Below are 15,601 nucleotides of genomic sequence, written 5' to 3' on the forward strand. Positions count from 1 at the left end.
GGCTTTACTATTTCTTGCGCTTTCGGTTCTTCTTTGACTTTTGCCTCTTCTTTAGGCTTTACTATTTCTTGCGCTTTCGGTTCTTCTTTGACTTTTGCCTCTTCTTTAGGCTTTACTATTTCTTGCGCTTTTACTTCTTCTTTGACTTTTGCTTCTTCTTTAGGCTTTACTATTTCTTGCACTTTCGGTTCTTCTTTAACTTTTACTTCTTCTTTGACTTTTACCTCTTCTTTAGGCTTTACTATTTCTTGCGCTTTCTCTTCTTTTTTAACTTTTACTTCTTCTTTGACTTTTAACTCTTCTTTAGGCTTTACTATTTCTTGTGCTTTCGTTGTTTCTTTCGCTTTTGCTACTTTCTGCGTCTTTACTTCTTTCTTTTCTTTAACTGATTTTTGTACTTTCGCTACTTGCTTCGTTTTCTCTTCAGTTTTCTTTTCAGTTGGTGCTGTACTTGATAGGAAAGAAACGTTTGCATAAGCAGTTTTTCCTTTATACTCAAATTGCAGCCATCCGTCTTTTACTTGATGCGTTGATTCAATTACATCATCTTTTTTTAGTCTGCCAAGAATTTCTGAATCCGTGTTTGCTTCAGTGCGTACATTTAACAAATTCGCCGTTACATGATATACATCTTTTGTAAACTCCGAACTTACAAACACTTCTTTACCATTCAACTCAATTTTTGACCAGCCATCTTCGGTATTTATGACTTTTAACTCTTGCCCATTCTTTACTTTTTCGACCACTTTTGATTCTGTAGTCGGTTTTTCACGTACGTTAAGTACATCTGCTGTTACAATTGTTTCTGCGGTAGCAGTTGTGGTAAACGCCCCCAATCCAAAAACAGTTGCTGTTGCTGCGCCAATTACTTTTTTCATATTAGCCTCCATTAAATTTTTTTGAATTTTACCAAATGCCTTCGTAAAATTGTATAATCTTACATAATATCAAAACATTTGCAACAGTATATTAATATTGTTTAATATACTGTTATTAAAACTCCTTACTCCAATACTATCAAATTCTCATTTCTAATTCTATATATTATAAATCTCCTTATCTTTTATAAAAGCTCCATGCCCTTCTTCACACTAAATAGTTGTAGCAATTCCCGCCAAAAATAAACTTACGATTGCTAAAATTTGAGTAGCGACTATAGCCCCTCTTAAATGAAACTTATAATCTTTATATCCTTTCATACCTTCCGTACTAGGAATCACAACAAACCTTGGAGTAATCCAGCAAAAAATTAGCCAATCAATTATAAGTAAATCTACTAAATTGAAAATCATTAAAATACCAAAAGTGTGTAAATAGGCATCCATATACATTAATTTTTCATGCTTATGTAGTATATATGTAGAAATGAAAGGAGTACCGAAAAGAATAGTATTATATAAAATATTAAAATAAATGGTTTGCTTTTTTTCATGAATCGATTTTGGAAAAACTACTTTTTGAATATCTTTCGGATAATCAGTTAATGAAAGTCGAGGATTATAATATAAGGACCCTAAAATCATTACAGATAGTACAATAGACATGATGACACCAACGTACATCATTTGCTCAAATTGATTCATATACTGTATTCACCCTTTTCTGTAATTACTATGATGGTCATTCACTTAATTACATATTGTATGTACGTACATAATCAAAAATTAACAACTAGCTTTAATAGCAAAGCAAAATTGTTGCAATGCAAATGCAAATTTAATACAGTGGAAGCCTAATTGATACAGATAGGATTGGTGAAACCTATGAAAATTGAACATATCGCAATTTGGGTAAATGACTTAGAATGTATGCGTGATTTTTATATAAAATACTTTAATGGTAAAGCAAACTCGTTATACCATAATGAAATGAAACAATTTGAATCTTATTTTATTACGTTCGAATCTGGAGCAAGGCTTGAACTTATGCGTAAAAAAGGGGTTGAAAATAAGCCTAATTTAAACATAACTGGCTATGCTCATATGGCTTTTTCTGTCGGTAGTGAAGAACGAGTGAATGAACTGACAAAGGTGATAAAAGATGCTGGTTATCCTTTATTAAATGGACCACGTTTTACTGGAGATGGCTATTATGAAAGTGTAATAGGTGATCCAGAAGGCAATCAAATAGAAATTACGATTTAACTTACCCTTTTTTACCACCTCCATATTTTCCCACGGATTAGGCGGTGCTGTTGCTGAGGTGCCAAATGAGGCAACTGCTTACTTTTACCGAAAAGCACTATCAAACATGTCAATATTCGCTACTTGGGAGCAACCAGAAGGTGCCGCTGGAAGTATTCGATGGGTTGAAGACTTCCGCTTAGCGATGCTTCCATTTACAAAAGGTGTCTACGTTAATACGCCTGACCTATCCATTAAAAATTGGCCAGATGCATACTTCAGTTGCAACTTTGACCGATTAATGGAAGTAAAAGCGAAATATGATCCGAAAAATATTTTTAACTTTCCGCAAAGTATTCCGCTTTTTCAAACTATATATTACACCTAATATATTAAAATATAAAGCATCCATTTTTTAAATGGGTGTTTTATAAATAAAGTTTACATAATATAATTATTGGTTAATTCTTTTACTAAATATCTATTCAACAATCCAAAGTAACACTTTCTCAAACTCTTTTTTGGACAACATACTTTCGTTTATATAGCCATTCTTTTAATTGTACTTCATCCAAAGCTCCGTTCCCCTCTCATGATCCTTCACACTATATTCGCTCGTTTTTCACAAAAGGTTCATTTTACATGAAAATTTATTTATTACAATAAAAATATAAGGTATATTTTTATGAAAAGGAGGAATTCAAGAATGAATACAGAGGATAAAATTTACGCTGAAAAAGTGTTAAAAAATCTCTTTATCGGATCACAAGTTGATGGATTACAATTATCCCTCCTGAATCTTTAGCAATTTTCTATGAAACAGTTACATCTTCAAAGTTCTTCAGAAAATCTGATGAGCTGAATGAGTTAGCTTCAAAAATTGTACAAGCTACAGCAGAACAGAAGTACATGATCCATTATGGGGTTTAAATGTAATTCAAAAAATGCTTAGGATTTCTCCGAAGCATTTTTTGTATGTTACTAATACATTTATTCCTTAACCATTTAGTCAATGCTTGAGCCTATGGTCCCTTCTTTTACAAGTGAGGGCGCCCCTATTAATCTAAATAAGCGTCTCATTTCCAATCTTCCAGCTAAACCATCTCCCATGCCCTTCTGTTTCTCCAACCGTTTCACGATATTCGTTTCCGTTAATATAATAATCAATATGAAGGTCACGATCCCACATGTTGTTATACAGGTGGAATACATCACGTTTTGCGCCAATTTCTTGTATTTGTTTTTCTAACTTATGTTTTACTTGTTCTTGTATTTGATTTGCGACGTGTGTATGGAAAATACAAATAACAGCTTCTTCACTTATTTGTTCAATAATAGATGATAATAGCTCTACACCGTCTCCTTCTATTAATTGGACAGATTCATTTTTCACTAAAGATGCAGCTTGATCAAACATCTCAAACCTTTCTTTATGCTCTGGCCAAATTAAAGCACGTAACCATAAATAATCTTCCTCATTATGTAAATCATTCACATGTAAGTCCAGTCCGATTCTTTCTACGACAGATGGGCTTTCTTTTAGAAAATGCGGCACATTCTCCCCTCTTATTTCAGAAGTTACATGCACATTTGAATCTATATTTCCGTACATTTCATCCGTCCCGTACGAATAACGATATTGGTCCCAGAACAGTTGCAACCCAGAACTTGTCCCAATTTCAATTAACGCTAACGGCTTCTTCACTTTGTTAAATATGTAGCAGAAACTTGGGTATAAGTATGCGCACCGTCTTACTTCATTTGTTTGAACGAGTTTCGTTTGTAACAAAGTAATGATTTCTTCTCGGTACTCTTTACAGAAATCTTTAAAATGATTAAAAGCTTTATCTAAATTTGTATCAGCATTTTCAACTAAACTACTATAATACGTTTTTAAATGATGTTCTTTCCCTGCTAGCAATAAATAATGTACTGCACCTAATAGTAAGTTTGGGACTGGTTGACCTACCTGAGCATAGGACGATAGTGTAAGTACTTCCTCATCTTCAGCAATTTTCATTGATAAATATTCATATAAATCACTTGACCCTTTACATTCCTTTATTGAAAAGTTTCGAAATAAGTTTGAAATTTGTTCTTTTGTACACATTAGAGTCCCTCCTTTTTATTTTTCAGAATAATCTTACCATTACAGAAAGAATAATCCCATAAAAAGGTACTCGATTTAGTCACTTAAGGATACGTAAGCTTTTTCGAGATAATTTCAAACTGTAATTTTTTTCTATTTACCACCTTAAAAGAGCTTGTTAAATAAGATTTTTAGCGAATAAAACGTTAAATAGTTTAAAATTATCAGATAACACTAGATATTTTAGTCTATTAATTATTATAATAGAGTATGAGATGGTTATATAATTGAGACAAAAAAGGTATACACCTAGGTGGGGCCTAGGCGGTGTTTCTCTTTTACGGCTTAGACATAGAAAACACCTACACTTTTTTGCCAATATAGGGGATGGAGAGATTATCATGAGCAACATGCAGCAAAAAACAGACGTTATCTTAATTGGTGCAGGAATTATGAGTGCAACGTTAGGCTCATTACTAAAAGAATTAGCACCAGAATGGGAAATTAAAGTTTTTGAAAAACTCGCAAGTGCCGGGGAAGAAAGCTCTAACGAATGGAATAATGCAGGTACAGGGCATTCTGCGCTATGCGAACTGAACTATACTTCCGAAAAAGCTGACGGATCTATAGATATTAGTAAGGCTGTAAAAGTGAATGAGCAATTCCAGCTTTCAAGACAATTTTGGGCATATCTTGTAAAGAGCAAATTAATTCGTAATCCACAAGATTTTATTATGCCACTACCTCATATGAGTTTAGTACAAGGGGAAAAAAATGTTGAGTTTCTAAAAAACCGTTTTGAAGCGCTTTCAAAAAATCCACTGTTTCAAGGAATGGAATTTTCTGATGCTCCTGAAACATTAAAAAAATGGCTTCCACTCATTATGGAAGGTCGCACATCTAATGAACCGATGGCGGCAACGAAGATTGACTCTGGAACAGATGTTAACTTCGGTGCATTAACACGTATGTTGTTTGATTACTTAAAAACAAAAAATGTCGAGCTAAACTACAAGCATAGTGTCGAAAATATTAAGCGCACGAAAAATGGTTTGTGGGAAGTAAAAGTACACGATATGAATAGTGGTAAAATTGAGCATCATACTGCTAAATTCGTCTTTATTGGCGGCGGTGGCGGTAGCCTACCTCTACTTCAAAAGACTGGTATCCCTGAATCAAAGCATATTGGTGGCTTCCCAGTAAGTGGACTATTTATGGTATGTAAAAACCAAAAAGTTGTAGAGCAGCATCATGCGAAAGTGTACGGTAAAGCTAAAGTTGGCGCTCCGCCAATGTCTGTACCTCATCTAGATACGAGATATATAGACAATAAAAAAGCTTTACTGTTTGGACCATTCGCAGGCTTCTCACCTAAATTCTTAAAAACTGGCTCAAATCTTGACTTAATCGGTTCTGTAAAACCGAATAATGTCTTAACGATGTTAGCCGCTGGTGTAAAAGAAATGGGACTTACAAAATACTTAATTCAGCAAGTTATGTTATCACATGAAAAACGTATGGAAGAATTACGCGAATTCATTCCGAACGCGAAAAGTGAAGATTGGGATATTGTAGTTGCTGGACAACGTGTACAAGTAATTAAAGATACTGATGCTGGCGGTAAAGGAACACTTCAATTTGGTACAGAAGTAGTAAGTGCAGCTGACGGCTCAATCGCCGCATTACTAGGCGCATCACCAGGTGCTTCTACTGCTGTTCACGTCATGCTCGAAGTATTAGAAAAATGTTTCCCAAGCCGCATGGTAGAATGGGAAGAAAAAATAAAAGAAATGATTCCTTCATATGGCATTTCACTAACTGAAAATCCAAGATTGTTCCAAGACCTTCACACTTCTACTGGTCGTACACTTGGATTAAACGAAAAAGAAACTGTTCATAATTAATGCAGAAATAAAAAAACGTCCGATATATTCGGACGTTTTTTTGTCTACTAAAAATTATACTTATCAATATTATCTTTCGTAAATACAACTCGTTCTGGTAATACGATAATTCCGTTCCCTTCTGCCTCATAATCATATCCTTGAATGGAGTTTGGCTCTACTTTCACTTTTCCAATTCCTTTTACTTCGAAGCTATCCCCTACTTTTAACTTCTTCCCTTTTACAACAATTTCATTTGCTACATACGTTGCGAGAGCACCTTGTTGTTTTACATCCCATAAACCAAATTGTTGTACTGTTCCTCGTTTTACATAATCACGCATAACGTTCGGTGTAGAAAATCCAGTTACCACTACTTTTTTATCCATTTTTAAGTTTTCAGCTGCCTGCGCCATTGCTGGGAGTGCTGTTGCATCTGGACAAATAACTGCGTTAATATCTGGATACGTTTTTAATATGTTCTCCCCTACGGATAAAGATTTTTGTGCATTATTTTCACCGTACTGCGTCGTTACAATTTCCCAGTTCGGATATTTCTTTTTAATAATTTCTTTCGCTTTCGTTACCCATTGGTTTTGATCCGTTACTGTCGGGCTAGAATAAAAGAATGCTACTTTTCCTTTATCTCCAATTTGCTTAGAAGTCATTTCTATTAATAAGTTAGCAAGTTGGTCTGGTGTTCCTTGGCTTATATAAAAAGAACGATCTTTCGGATTCACATCAGAATCCCATGTTAAGACGGTCATTCCTTTTTTCTTAGCACGTTGTAGTGATTGCGATAAACCATCAACTGATGTAGAGGAAACCATAAGTGCATCATAGTTTTGGTTAATAAAATTATTTATATACTTTACTTGCCCTGATACACTCGCTTCAGACGGCCCATCATATTTCACTTGTACGCCTAGCTTCTCTCCCATCTCCTTTGCTCCTTCACCTCCCGATGTGAAGAAACCAACTCCTGTTAATTTCGGAATAAATGCAAATTTCACATCATCAGCCTTTTTCTTATCTGCCGTTTGGCTAGAACACGCAATTAAACCGATTAAACAAATACATACAATCAATACAATCCCTAGTTTTCTCTTCATGACATTTCCCCCTTATGCAAACTCTGTCTTTTCCCCGCTAAAAATTGATGTAATTTGAAATGTCTCATAATAACTGAAAGAATAAGGATAATACCTATTACTACATTGGATTGTTCATTTGTTAAACCCGTCATTTGCAAGCCATACTGCATGAGCCCAATGAAAATACTCGCCAGTACAGTACCGAAAATACTTCCTTTTCCACCTGTAATAAGTGTCCCGCCTAATACAACTGCTGTAATAATTGGTAATATTGTTTCGCTTCCTATATCAGCACGTGCAGAACCGAAATATGCAGTTAAGAAAGCTCCTCCTAATCCACCTCCTAACCCAGAAAGTATGTAAGCAATGATTACTACTTTCTTCGTCTTAATCCCGGTGTATTTTGCTGCATTTTCATTCGCGCCTGTTAATTTTACGTGGCGCCCATATATCGTTCGGTGAAACAAAATCGTGCATACAATTGTTAATAAAATAAGTAGCCATAATAAATTGGGTATTCCTATAAAACTACCATTTGCTAGTTGTACATAAGTATCAGGTAAGCCGCTTATCCCTTCATATCCAGAAGCACCTGCCCCTCCTGAAATGACGAGTGCAATTCCTCCGTATAAAAACATCGTTCCGAGTGTAACGACTAGTGGTTCTACATCTGTCAATTTTATAATAAGCCCATTTAAAGCTCCTGCTAAGCAACTGACTATAAGTGCCATTATTACTGCTAGTAAAATATGAATTCCATTCATCCAAAACACACCAATTAAAATCGAGGTTAGCCCCATAATTGATCCTACAGATACGTCAATTCCTCCTGTTACAATAACGAAAGTCATTGGAATTGCCGCGATTGCTATGAATAGAAAATCATTTGTACTAAAAAGGAGATTACTAATATTTAAGAAATTGCTGTTTATAAAACTAAAGAGAATGAATTCTATAAGAAGTAATATGATTAACACACCTTCCCATCTGTAAAAATACTTCATAGATTCATTCTCCTTTCTGCTTTCCACTTCTTCATGACGCTATCTAATATGATAATAAGTAATAGTAAAAAACCTGAAATAGCATTATTCCAAAATGCTGGTATTTTTAAAAAGATAAGTGAACTGCTTATCACTTCTAAAAACAATGCTCCTAGTGCAGCTCCAAATATAGAACCTGTTCCTCCTTTTAGATGAATTCCTCCTAGCACAGCAGCTGCAATCACCTGTAGTTCCATTCCTGTACCAGTTTGATTTGGAACGAACCCGATATTCATAACAAATATGCAACCAGCGAGCGCAGCGCTTATGCCTGAAATCATAAACGCATATATCTTCACTTTATTAACAGGTATACCAATAAGCCTCGCGCCATCTTCATTATCACCTACCGCATAAAAGTATCTTCCCAATGGCACTTCTCTTAAAAAAAAGTATAGTAGTAGTAAAATAATAAGAACGAACCATACAGTTATAGGTAAACCAAGAATGATGATAGATGACAGCTGCTTAAAATCGTTTGGAATATCTTCAATCCACTTCCCGCCTGTGAAAATTAACATTGCACCTCTAACAATTCCTAACATGCCTAATGTCATAATAATGGCTGGTACCCGAAACTTCGCAACTCCAATACCATTTACGAAACCGATAATGGCCCCAAGTATAATAGCTACAAATATCGACAAGAATGCACTATACCCATTCGTTAACATCATTCCGCAAACTGCTGCACTTAATCCCATGCTTGAACCAACTGATACATCTATATTTTTCGTAAATAAGACGAACGATTGACCGATTGCTAGCACGACTAAAATAACGCTTGATTTCATCAGTAAAGATAACGAGGTAAATTGAATAAAACTAGGGTTTATCATCCCTACAATAGCTATATAAATTAGTAGTAACATTATGATAGACGTTTCGTGCATTTTATACATACGTTTCATTCCGTTACACCTCCGTATGCAAGGCGTGTAACTTCATTCACACTCAGTTGTTCTTTTTCCATATGAGAAACAAATCGCCCATTTCTCATTACATATACACGGTTTACTAATTGGATAATTTCTTCAACATCTGAAGAGATTAATAAAATTGCGAGTCCTTCCCTTTTCATTTTTTTTATCGTCTCATACACTTCAAGCCTTGCTTTCGCATCAATTCCGCGAGTCGGCTCATCAAGAATAATAATTTTAGGATTACATGCAAGATACTTCGCAAGCACGACCTTCTGCTGATTACCTCCTGATAAAGATGCCAATTCTTTATTCATATTCTGTACAACAATTCGGAACTGTTCTATAAACGAATTAACTAAAGCGCTTTCTTTTTCTTGATTTATAAAAAAGCGATTATTTTGATATAAACTTGCTGCTGCAATATTTTCTTTAACAGAAGCAATTGAGAAAATTCCATTCCTCGCCCTATCCTCTGGCACATAAACTAGTCCTTCGTCTAGCCTTTTATGCAAAGAACACGTATCAATTGATTTTCCCCCCAATAAGATAGACCCTGATTTTATAGTTTTCAATCCAAATATCGCTTCTGCTAATTCCGTTCTGCCAGATCCTATAATGCCAGCAACACCTACAACCTCACCCGCATGTACAGTGAATGATATATTTTCGAATGCGTGACCATTTATATCAACCACTTCTAATATTTTTTTCGTCTTTGCTGTCTCTTGAACTACTTCTATTTTCTCTTTCTGTTTATATCCTTTTGGCAATAGTCCCTCCATCAGCATGTCATATGTATAGTCACATACATCACCTTGGCTTACAACCATTCCATCACGTAGTATTGCTACTTTGTTGGCAATTTCAAAGATTTCTGGAAAACGATGCGTAATATAAATCATCCCAATTCCTTTTTCTTGTAAACTTTTCATCAACACAAAAAGACTCTTAATTTCGTGTGTTGTTAATGTCGATGTTGGCTCATCTAGAATAAGAATCTCAGCTTCTCTTATTAATCCTCTAACGATTTCTACTAACTGTTGTTGCGCAATAGATAACGATTCTCCCTGTTCATTAAGATCAATATCCCAACTTAAACTGTCAATTAATTGCTGAACTTTTACTTTAAGCTTCTTTCTATTCCCCTTTAATCCAATACATATATTTTCTTCAATGGTCATATGCGGAAAAATGAGCGGTTCTTGTGGTATTAAATAAATCCCTTCTTGGTGTGCTTCTTTTGGATTTGCAAACTGCTGTCTCTTTCCTTTCACATACATTTCTCCACTATCATACGAATATAACCCCGTTAATATTTTCATTAATGTCGATTTCCCGGCGCCATTTCCACCAACTAAAGCGTATATATCACCATGCTCTACTTGTAAGTTCACTTCCTTTAGCACAAGTTGATTCGAAAACGCCTTACTCATTTTCTTCACTTGTAATAAGGGCACATTCTCCACATGATGTCACCTGCCTTTACCCAGAACATTTTTTGAGAAAATGATTATTTGTTCTACTTGTTTTGTAGCATTGTATATTCCTTTTTTTATATCTAGAACACTTTTTTCTACGTACTATTAATCGTTTCAACTGGAATAAACAAAATATATGGTACATATGTTTAAGCTGTGGTCAATTGTTGAAAGGGATGAAGAGTATGACTCAGCTGAACTTTGAAGAAAATTTATTAACTAAAGTAGCTTGGTACTATTATAAAGACCAATTAACACAACAGGAGATCGCGTCACTTCTTCATATTTCAAGAAATAAAGTCGTCCGGTTATTAGATAAAGCGCGGAGTGAAGGTATCGTTACATTTCACGTAAAAGGGACTGGTTTGCACTGTTTAAGTATTGAGCGTGACCTAATGAAAAAATTCCACTTAAAAGATGCTTTTATTATCCCTACCCCAGTAAACAATTATCACGCTTCTCTCGGAAAAGCTGCTGCACAATATTTAGAAACTCATCTCCAGCAAGGCGATTTACTCGGTATTGGCTGGGGAGAAACAATTAGCAAAATGCTAGAAAACATTCATTTTGAAAGTTCTATCAACCTTTCAATCGTAACGCTAACAGGCGGGGTAAATCACTATCTCCCGAGAAAACAAAACTATTTACACTACATGCAAGGCGAACTTCACATTATCCCTACGCCGTTTCTAGCGTCTACAACCGAAATGGCACAAAGTATTCTATCAGAACCGAGTGTAAAAGATATGCTTCAAGTCGCTTCACTTGCTCATACGGCTGTTGTCGGTATTGGGGGATTATCTCAAGACGCTACGATTGTAAAAGAAGAAAAATTAACACTACGTGAGATGACATATATTCGTAGTCAAAACGGTGCTGGCGATATTTTAGGACAATTTTATAATACAAATGGCGATTTATTAGAGCTCTCGCATCACAATCGTCTAATTGGCACGCCCCTCTCTATTTTGCGCAATATGAAGCATGTCGTCGGTGTTGCTGGAGGTACTGAAAAGATAGATGCAATTTATGGTGCCTTAAAAGGAAAGTTTATTCATTCATTAATTACCGATGAGGAAACTGCCCTCTCCTTATTACGAAAGGATGGTGATTGTTAATGTCCCATTTATTAGCTTTTGATGCTGGTACAGGGAGCATTCGAGCAGTTCTTTTTGATTTACATGGTAATCAAATTGCAGTAAGTCAAAAAGAATGGATTCACAAATCTGACCTTCGTTATCCAGGCTCTATGAACTTTGATGTAGTAGAAAATTGGAAGCTAGTACAAGAATGTACGAAAGAGGTGCTTCAAAAAAGCAACACTCCTGCCTCTTCTATTCTTGCTATTAGCGCTACAAGTATGCGAGAAGGATTTGTTTTATATGATCAAGATGGGCAAGAAATATGGGCGTGTGCAAATGTTGATGGGCGCGCATCCGTCGAAGTTAGTGAATTAAAAGAAATTCGGTCACATCTTGAAAAAGATTTATATACAAAGTCTGGTCAAACTTTTTCATTAGGTGCTTTACCACGCCTACTCTGGATAAAAAAACATGAACCCGACGTCTATAATAATATTTACTCTTTTACAATGTTAAACGATTGGATTTTATATAAACTAAGCGGCGTACTACAAATTGATCCCTCAAACGGATGCACGTCAGGTATTTTTGACTTACAAAATAGAGTGTGGGATAACGATGTCGCTAAGGAGTGCGGTCTATCTTTGCCATTTTCACCAACAGTAAATGAAGCTGGTACAGTAATTGGCAACGTTACAAAAGAGTGTGCAGCATTAACTGGATTACGTGAAGGGATTCCTGTCGTCGCCGGGGGTGGAGATGCTCAAATGGCATCGCTCGGAACAGGAATCGTGAAACCAAATCAAACGTTAATATGCGGGGGTAGCTTTTGGCAACAAGAAGTGAATGTTACTGAGCCAATAACAGATCCACATGCTGCGATTCGAGTAAATTGTCACGTCGTTCCGAACCTATGGCAATATGAAACAATCGCCTTTTTCCCAGGTCTCGTTATGCGCTGGTTTCGAGACGCTTTTTGCCAAGAAGAAAAGAAACTTGCTGATAAACTCGGTGTAGATGCTTATGAATTACTAGAAGAACAAGCGAAAGACGTACCTGTCGGTTCACATGGCATTATCCCTACTTTTTCAAACGTTATGAACTACATTTCTTGGCGTCATGCCGCACCTTCTTTTTTAAATTTAAGTTTAGACGCTGACAAATGCGGAAAAAAAGAACTGTTTCGTGCTATTGAAGAAAATGCAGCCTTCATTACACTTGGAAACTTAAAATTAATAAAAAATCTAACTGGCACATTCCCTTCTGAAGTTATTTTTGCTGGCGGTGCCGCTAAAGGAAAACTATGGCCACAAATTCTATCAGACGTACTCGGTATTCCTGTAAAAGTACCTGTTGTGAAAGAAGCAGCTGCTTTAGGAACTGCGATTGCTGCTGGAGTTGGTGCTGGCATATATTCATCTATGGAAGAAACTGCCGAAGAGTTTGTACAGTGGGAGCAAACATTCGAACCAGTTACTGAAAATCACGAACTATATAAAGAGTTCTATGAAACATGGAAAACTGTATATGACAGTCAGCTCGCTTTAGCTGATAAAGGGCTCACCTCACATATGTGGATTGCGCCTGGTGCACTGTAACACATTACATAAAGGAGTGAACTGTATGTTAAAAGCGAATGAAAATGACTTCTCCTATCGCTTCGGTGATAACGGGCCGAAATATTTAATACAAGGTCCAAATATTGATCTTGGCCTTGTTGTCATTCAACCGGGCCAGGAGTTTCAAAACCATTATCATACGACGTGCGAAGAGGTCTTTTATGCATTAGAAGGTGAAATAGATTTCTATGTGAATAATGAAAGAGTTCCAATTAAACAAGGTGATGTCCTGCAAGTTCGTCCTCATGAATCTCACTATCTTATTAACCATTCTGACAAACCTTTTAAAGCTGTTTTTATTAAGTCACCACATTTACCAAATAAAGATACTGTACAAACGGAAAATCCAACATTAACGAAGGAGTGATTTGGAATGACTTGGGGATTTAAAAATCGATTAAATACAATTTTACCTGATGGCAGAGCGGTAATGTTAGCAATAGATCACGGTTATTTCTTAGGACCAATTCACGGACTAGAACAACCACTTGAAACAGTTAAAAACTTACTTCCTTACACGGATTCTCTCTTTTTAACGCGTGGTGTACTTAGCTCCTGTATTCCTGAAAACTGCAGCACACCGATGGTTATGCGTGTATCTGGCGGTGCTACTGTCGTCGGTAAAGATTTAGCGAATGAAACAATTGTTACACCTGTAAAAGAAGCAGTGAAGCAAAACGCAATTGGCGTTGGCGTTTCTGTTTTTGTCGGATCAGACTATGAAACACAAACTGTTACAAATCTCGCAAATGTAGTCTCTGAAGCTCACGATTACGGCCTACCTGTACTCGGCATTACCGCAGTCGCAAAAGAATTACAAAAACGTGAAGCTCGCTTTCTAGCACTTGCTTCCCGCGTATGTGTTGAAATGGGTGCTGATATTATTAAAACGTATTACTGTGAAGGATTCGAAAAAATAACGAGCACATGCCCTGCCCCAGTCGTCATCGCGGGTGGCCCAAAACTAGATTCAATTGAAGACGCATTAAACATTACGTACAATGCGCTGCAAGAAGGCGCAATTGGAGTAGATATGGGCCGAAACATATGGCAATCCGAGCACCCAGCTGCGATGATTCAAGCGATACATGGCATTGTGAAAAATGGATTGAATGTGAAAGAGGCACTTGAACTTTATGATGATGTGAAGAATTAATGTGAAAAGACAGACTATTTATTAGTCTGTCTTTTTTACTTTACAGTGAAACTTTCTTAATCCGTCTTCTAATATGATACATACTTAAATTCTATACACCTTCAAATGATTACTCTAGATGATTACTATTAAGCTTTGAAACTTTCTTACCTTCTCTATAATCAAGACAAGACACTTCAATTAATAAGCCATTAAATACTGTAAAATAAAAACCATAACTACTACCTCGCATCAAATAAGGTCCCTTGTCTATTTCAATGCCGCCGGCTACTAAACGATTATACGCTTGATCCACTTCACTTGATGTATCCACTAAAAAACCAATATGAAAAGCTTCCGGATACGTAACTTCCTTATTCCCTTTAAATGCTTTTGGATCACTTAGTACAAGTATAAAACCACTCTCATCACTCATGACTACAAGTGCTTTCCCTTTTTGCTCCAAAAATTGAAAATCAAAAAATGTTTCAAAGAAATGTCTCGCTTCTGATAAATCATCAACACATAAATTTAAATGATTCAGCTTCATGTACTCATCTCCTTTTAAACAGAAGGTATATAGACTCATTTCCATAACACTTAAATATGTAAGGGAAAATATTCAAGCGTTCCGTCTAAGACTATGCTTTATAAGTCTAATATTTTTTTCTATAGCCTAGAACGTTTTTTAAATGAATGAAAGATTTCCTATCATTCCCATCCCCCCAGTAATAAAAAAGAGGATACATGTTTGCTTCTACAACATGTATCCTCTGCTTGTATATTACGACTGTTGATAAGCCGATTTCGATGATTTCACATAATAAACCGCATGATCCACATTAATAATATGATCTGGTTTTGGTTTACCACGGCCCGCTCTATGTCCAGCTAAGTGTTCTTCACTTGTTTCCCAGTTTTTCCATGCTTCTTCCGATTCCCAGCGAATCATTACGACAACTTCTTCGTCACCGCGTCTTACTTTTTTAACGAGAACACTTAAATCGATGAAGCCTTCAAATTTTTCAATTATGCCTTCTCCAGTAAAACGTTCTACAACTATATTTGATGTACCTTCTTTTACTGTAAATGTTTTCGTTTCGATAAACATATATTCCACTCCCTCTTTGTT

At 36.0% G+C, this 15,601-nt stretch carries 16 protein-coding genes and 1 pseudogene; 8 read left to right on the top strand and 9 right to left on the bottom strand.

Going from position 1 to position 15,601, the window contains the following annotated elements; translation table 11 throughout:
• Both HFD78_RS20755 and HFD78_RS20760 read right to left on the bottom strand, forming a co-directional pair.
• On the bottom strand, positions 1-878 hold an 878-nt coding region (locus HFD78_RS20755), incomplete at its 3' end, for an SH3 domain-containing protein (protein ID WP_191968107.1).
• A gap of 213 nt (positions 879-1,091) precedes the next feature.
• Positions 1,092-1,583 carry a hypothetical protein gene (locus HFD78_RS20760; RefSeq protein WP_001071234.1) on the bottom strand — a complete coding sequence of 164 codons (492 nt, stop codon included), beginning with the start codon at positions 1,581-1,583 and terminating at the stop codon, positions 1,092-1,094.
• A gap of 180 nt (positions 1,584-1,763) precedes the next feature.
• On the opposite strand from HFD78_RS20760, the gene HFD78_RS20765 reads away from it, so the two are divergent.
• The 3 genes and pseudogenes from HFD78_RS20765 to HFD78_RS29600 form a co-directional block, all read left to right on the top strand.
• Positions 1,764-2,144: a VOC family protein gene (locus HFD78_RS20765; protein WP_000687533.1), complete on the top strand. Its 381-nt coding sequence runs from the start codon at positions 1,764-1,766 to the stop codon at positions 2,142-2,144.
• 58 nt (positions 2,145-2,202) lie between these two features.
• Positions 2,203-2,511: a BBE domain-containing protein gene (locus HFD78_RS20770; protein ID WP_002196612.1), complete on the top strand. Its 309-nt coding sequence runs from the start codon at positions 2,203-2,205 to the stop codon at positions 2,509-2,511.
• A gap of 389 nt (positions 2,512-2,900) precedes the next feature.
• Positions 2,901-3,053, top strand: a pseudogene (locus tag HFD78_RS29600) (short-chain dehydrogenase); the annotation flags it as partial.
• A 133-nt stretch (positions 3,054-3,186) separates the two neighbouring features.
• On the opposite strand, the gene HFD78_RS20775 reads toward HFD78_RS29600, so the two are convergent.
• Positions 3,187-4,233, bottom strand: coding sequence for a DUF2332 domain-containing protein (locus HFD78_RS20775; RefSeq protein ID WP_000337436.1), 1,047 nt, complete (start codon positions 4,231-4,233; stop codon positions 3,187-3,189).
• A 380-nt stretch (positions 4,234-4,613) separates the two neighbouring features.
• Between HFD78_RS20775 and HFD78_RS20780 the strand changes: the two genes are divergently transcribed.
• Complete coding sequence (locus tag HFD78_RS20780; RefSeq protein ID WP_000069138.1) at positions 4,614-6,116, top strand: malate:quinone oxidoreductase; 1,503 nt, start codon at positions 4,614-4,616, stop codon at positions 6,114-6,116.
• Positions 6,117-6,163: 47 nt separating this feature from the next.
• Here HFD78_RS20780 and lsrB read toward each other — a convergent pair whose 3' ends face one another.
• Genes lsrB through HFD78_RS20800 form a run of 4 tightly spaced genes read right to left on the bottom strand, consistent with a single transcriptional unit; the run spans position 6,164 to position 10,621 of the window.
• Positions 6,164-7,207, bottom strand: coding sequence for an autoinducer 2 ABC transporter substrate-binding protein LsrB (gene lsrB / locus HFD78_RS20785; protein WP_000823656.1), 1,044 nt, complete (start codon positions 7,205-7,207; stop codon positions 6,164-6,166).
• A complete protein-coding gene (locus HFD78_RS20790) occupies positions 7,204-8,193 on the bottom strand; it encodes an ABC transporter permease (RefSeq protein WP_000873530.1) in 990 nt (329 codons plus the stop codon). Before HFD78_RS20790 ends, lsrB begins: the two co-directional genes overlap by 4 nt.
• On the bottom strand, positions 8,190-9,143 hold the full coding sequence (locus HFD78_RS20795) for an ABC transporter permease subunit (RefSeq protein WP_000827684.1): 954 nt from the start codon (positions 9,141-9,143) through the stop codon (positions 8,190-8,192). The genes HFD78_RS20790 and HFD78_RS20795 overlap by 4 nt, the downstream gene beginning before the upstream one ends.
• A complete protein-coding gene (locus HFD78_RS20800) occupies positions 9,140-10,621 on the bottom strand; it encodes a sugar ABC transporter ATP-binding protein (protein WP_000432630.1) in 1,482 nt (493 codons plus the stop codon). Before HFD78_RS20800 ends, HFD78_RS20795 begins: the two co-directional genes overlap by 4 nt.
• Before the next feature lie 197 nt (positions 10,622-10,818).
• Between HFD78_RS20800 and HFD78_RS20805 the strand changes: the two genes are divergently transcribed.
• From HFD78_RS20805 to lsrF, 4 genes are read left to right on the top strand one after another with little or no spacing between them, the layout of a single operon-like run.
• A complete protein-coding gene (locus tag HFD78_RS20805; protein WP_000192709.1) occupies positions 10,819-11,751 on the top strand; it encodes a sugar-binding transcriptional regulator in 933 nt (310 codons plus the stop codon).
• A complete protein-coding gene (gene lsrK / locus HFD78_RS20810) occupies positions 11,751-13,313 on the top strand; it encodes an autoinducer-2 kinase (protein ID WP_000018815.1) in 1,563 nt (520 codons plus the stop codon). The genes HFD78_RS20805 and lsrK overlap by 1 nt, the downstream gene beginning before the upstream one ends.
• Positions 13,314-13,338: 25 nt before the next feature.
• The gene (locus HFD78_RS20815) at positions 13,339-13,701 is read left to right on the top strand and encodes a cupin domain-containing protein (RefSeq protein WP_000909986.1); all 363 of its coding nucleotides are present in this window, start codon (positions 13,339-13,341) and stop codon (positions 13,699-13,701) included.
• 6 nt (positions 13,702-13,707) lie between these two features.
• Positions 13,708-14,490 (top strand): 3-hydroxy-5-phosphonooxypentane-2,4-dione thiolase, encoded by a 783-nt coding sequence (lsrF, locus tag HFD78_RS20820; RefSeq protein ID WP_000219782.1) that lies wholly within the window; start codon positions 13,708-13,710, stop codon positions 14,488-14,490.
• Between the two features lie 109 nt (positions 14,491-14,599).
• On the opposite strand, the gene HFD78_RS20825 is transcribed toward lsrF, so the two are convergent.
• Both HFD78_RS20825 and hmoA read right to left on the bottom strand, forming a co-directional pair.
• Positions 14,600-15,019, bottom strand: coding sequence for a VOC family protein (locus HFD78_RS20825; protein ID WP_097814007.1), 420 nt, complete (start codon positions 15,017-15,019; stop codon positions 14,600-14,602).
• Between the two features lie 234 nt (positions 15,020-15,253).
• Positions 15,254-15,580: a heme-degrading monooxygenase HmoA gene (hmoA, locus tag HFD78_RS20830; RefSeq protein ID WP_000469498.1), complete on the bottom strand. Its 327-nt coding sequence runs from the start codon at positions 15,578-15,580 to the stop codon at positions 15,254-15,256.
• Positions 15,581-15,601 lie beyond the last annotated feature (21 nt).

Source organism: Bacillus sp. EKM501B (genome assembly GCF_011800505.1).
Lineage (GTDB): Bacteria > Bacillota > Bacilli > Bacillales > Bacillaceae_G > Bacillus_A > Bacillus_A cereus.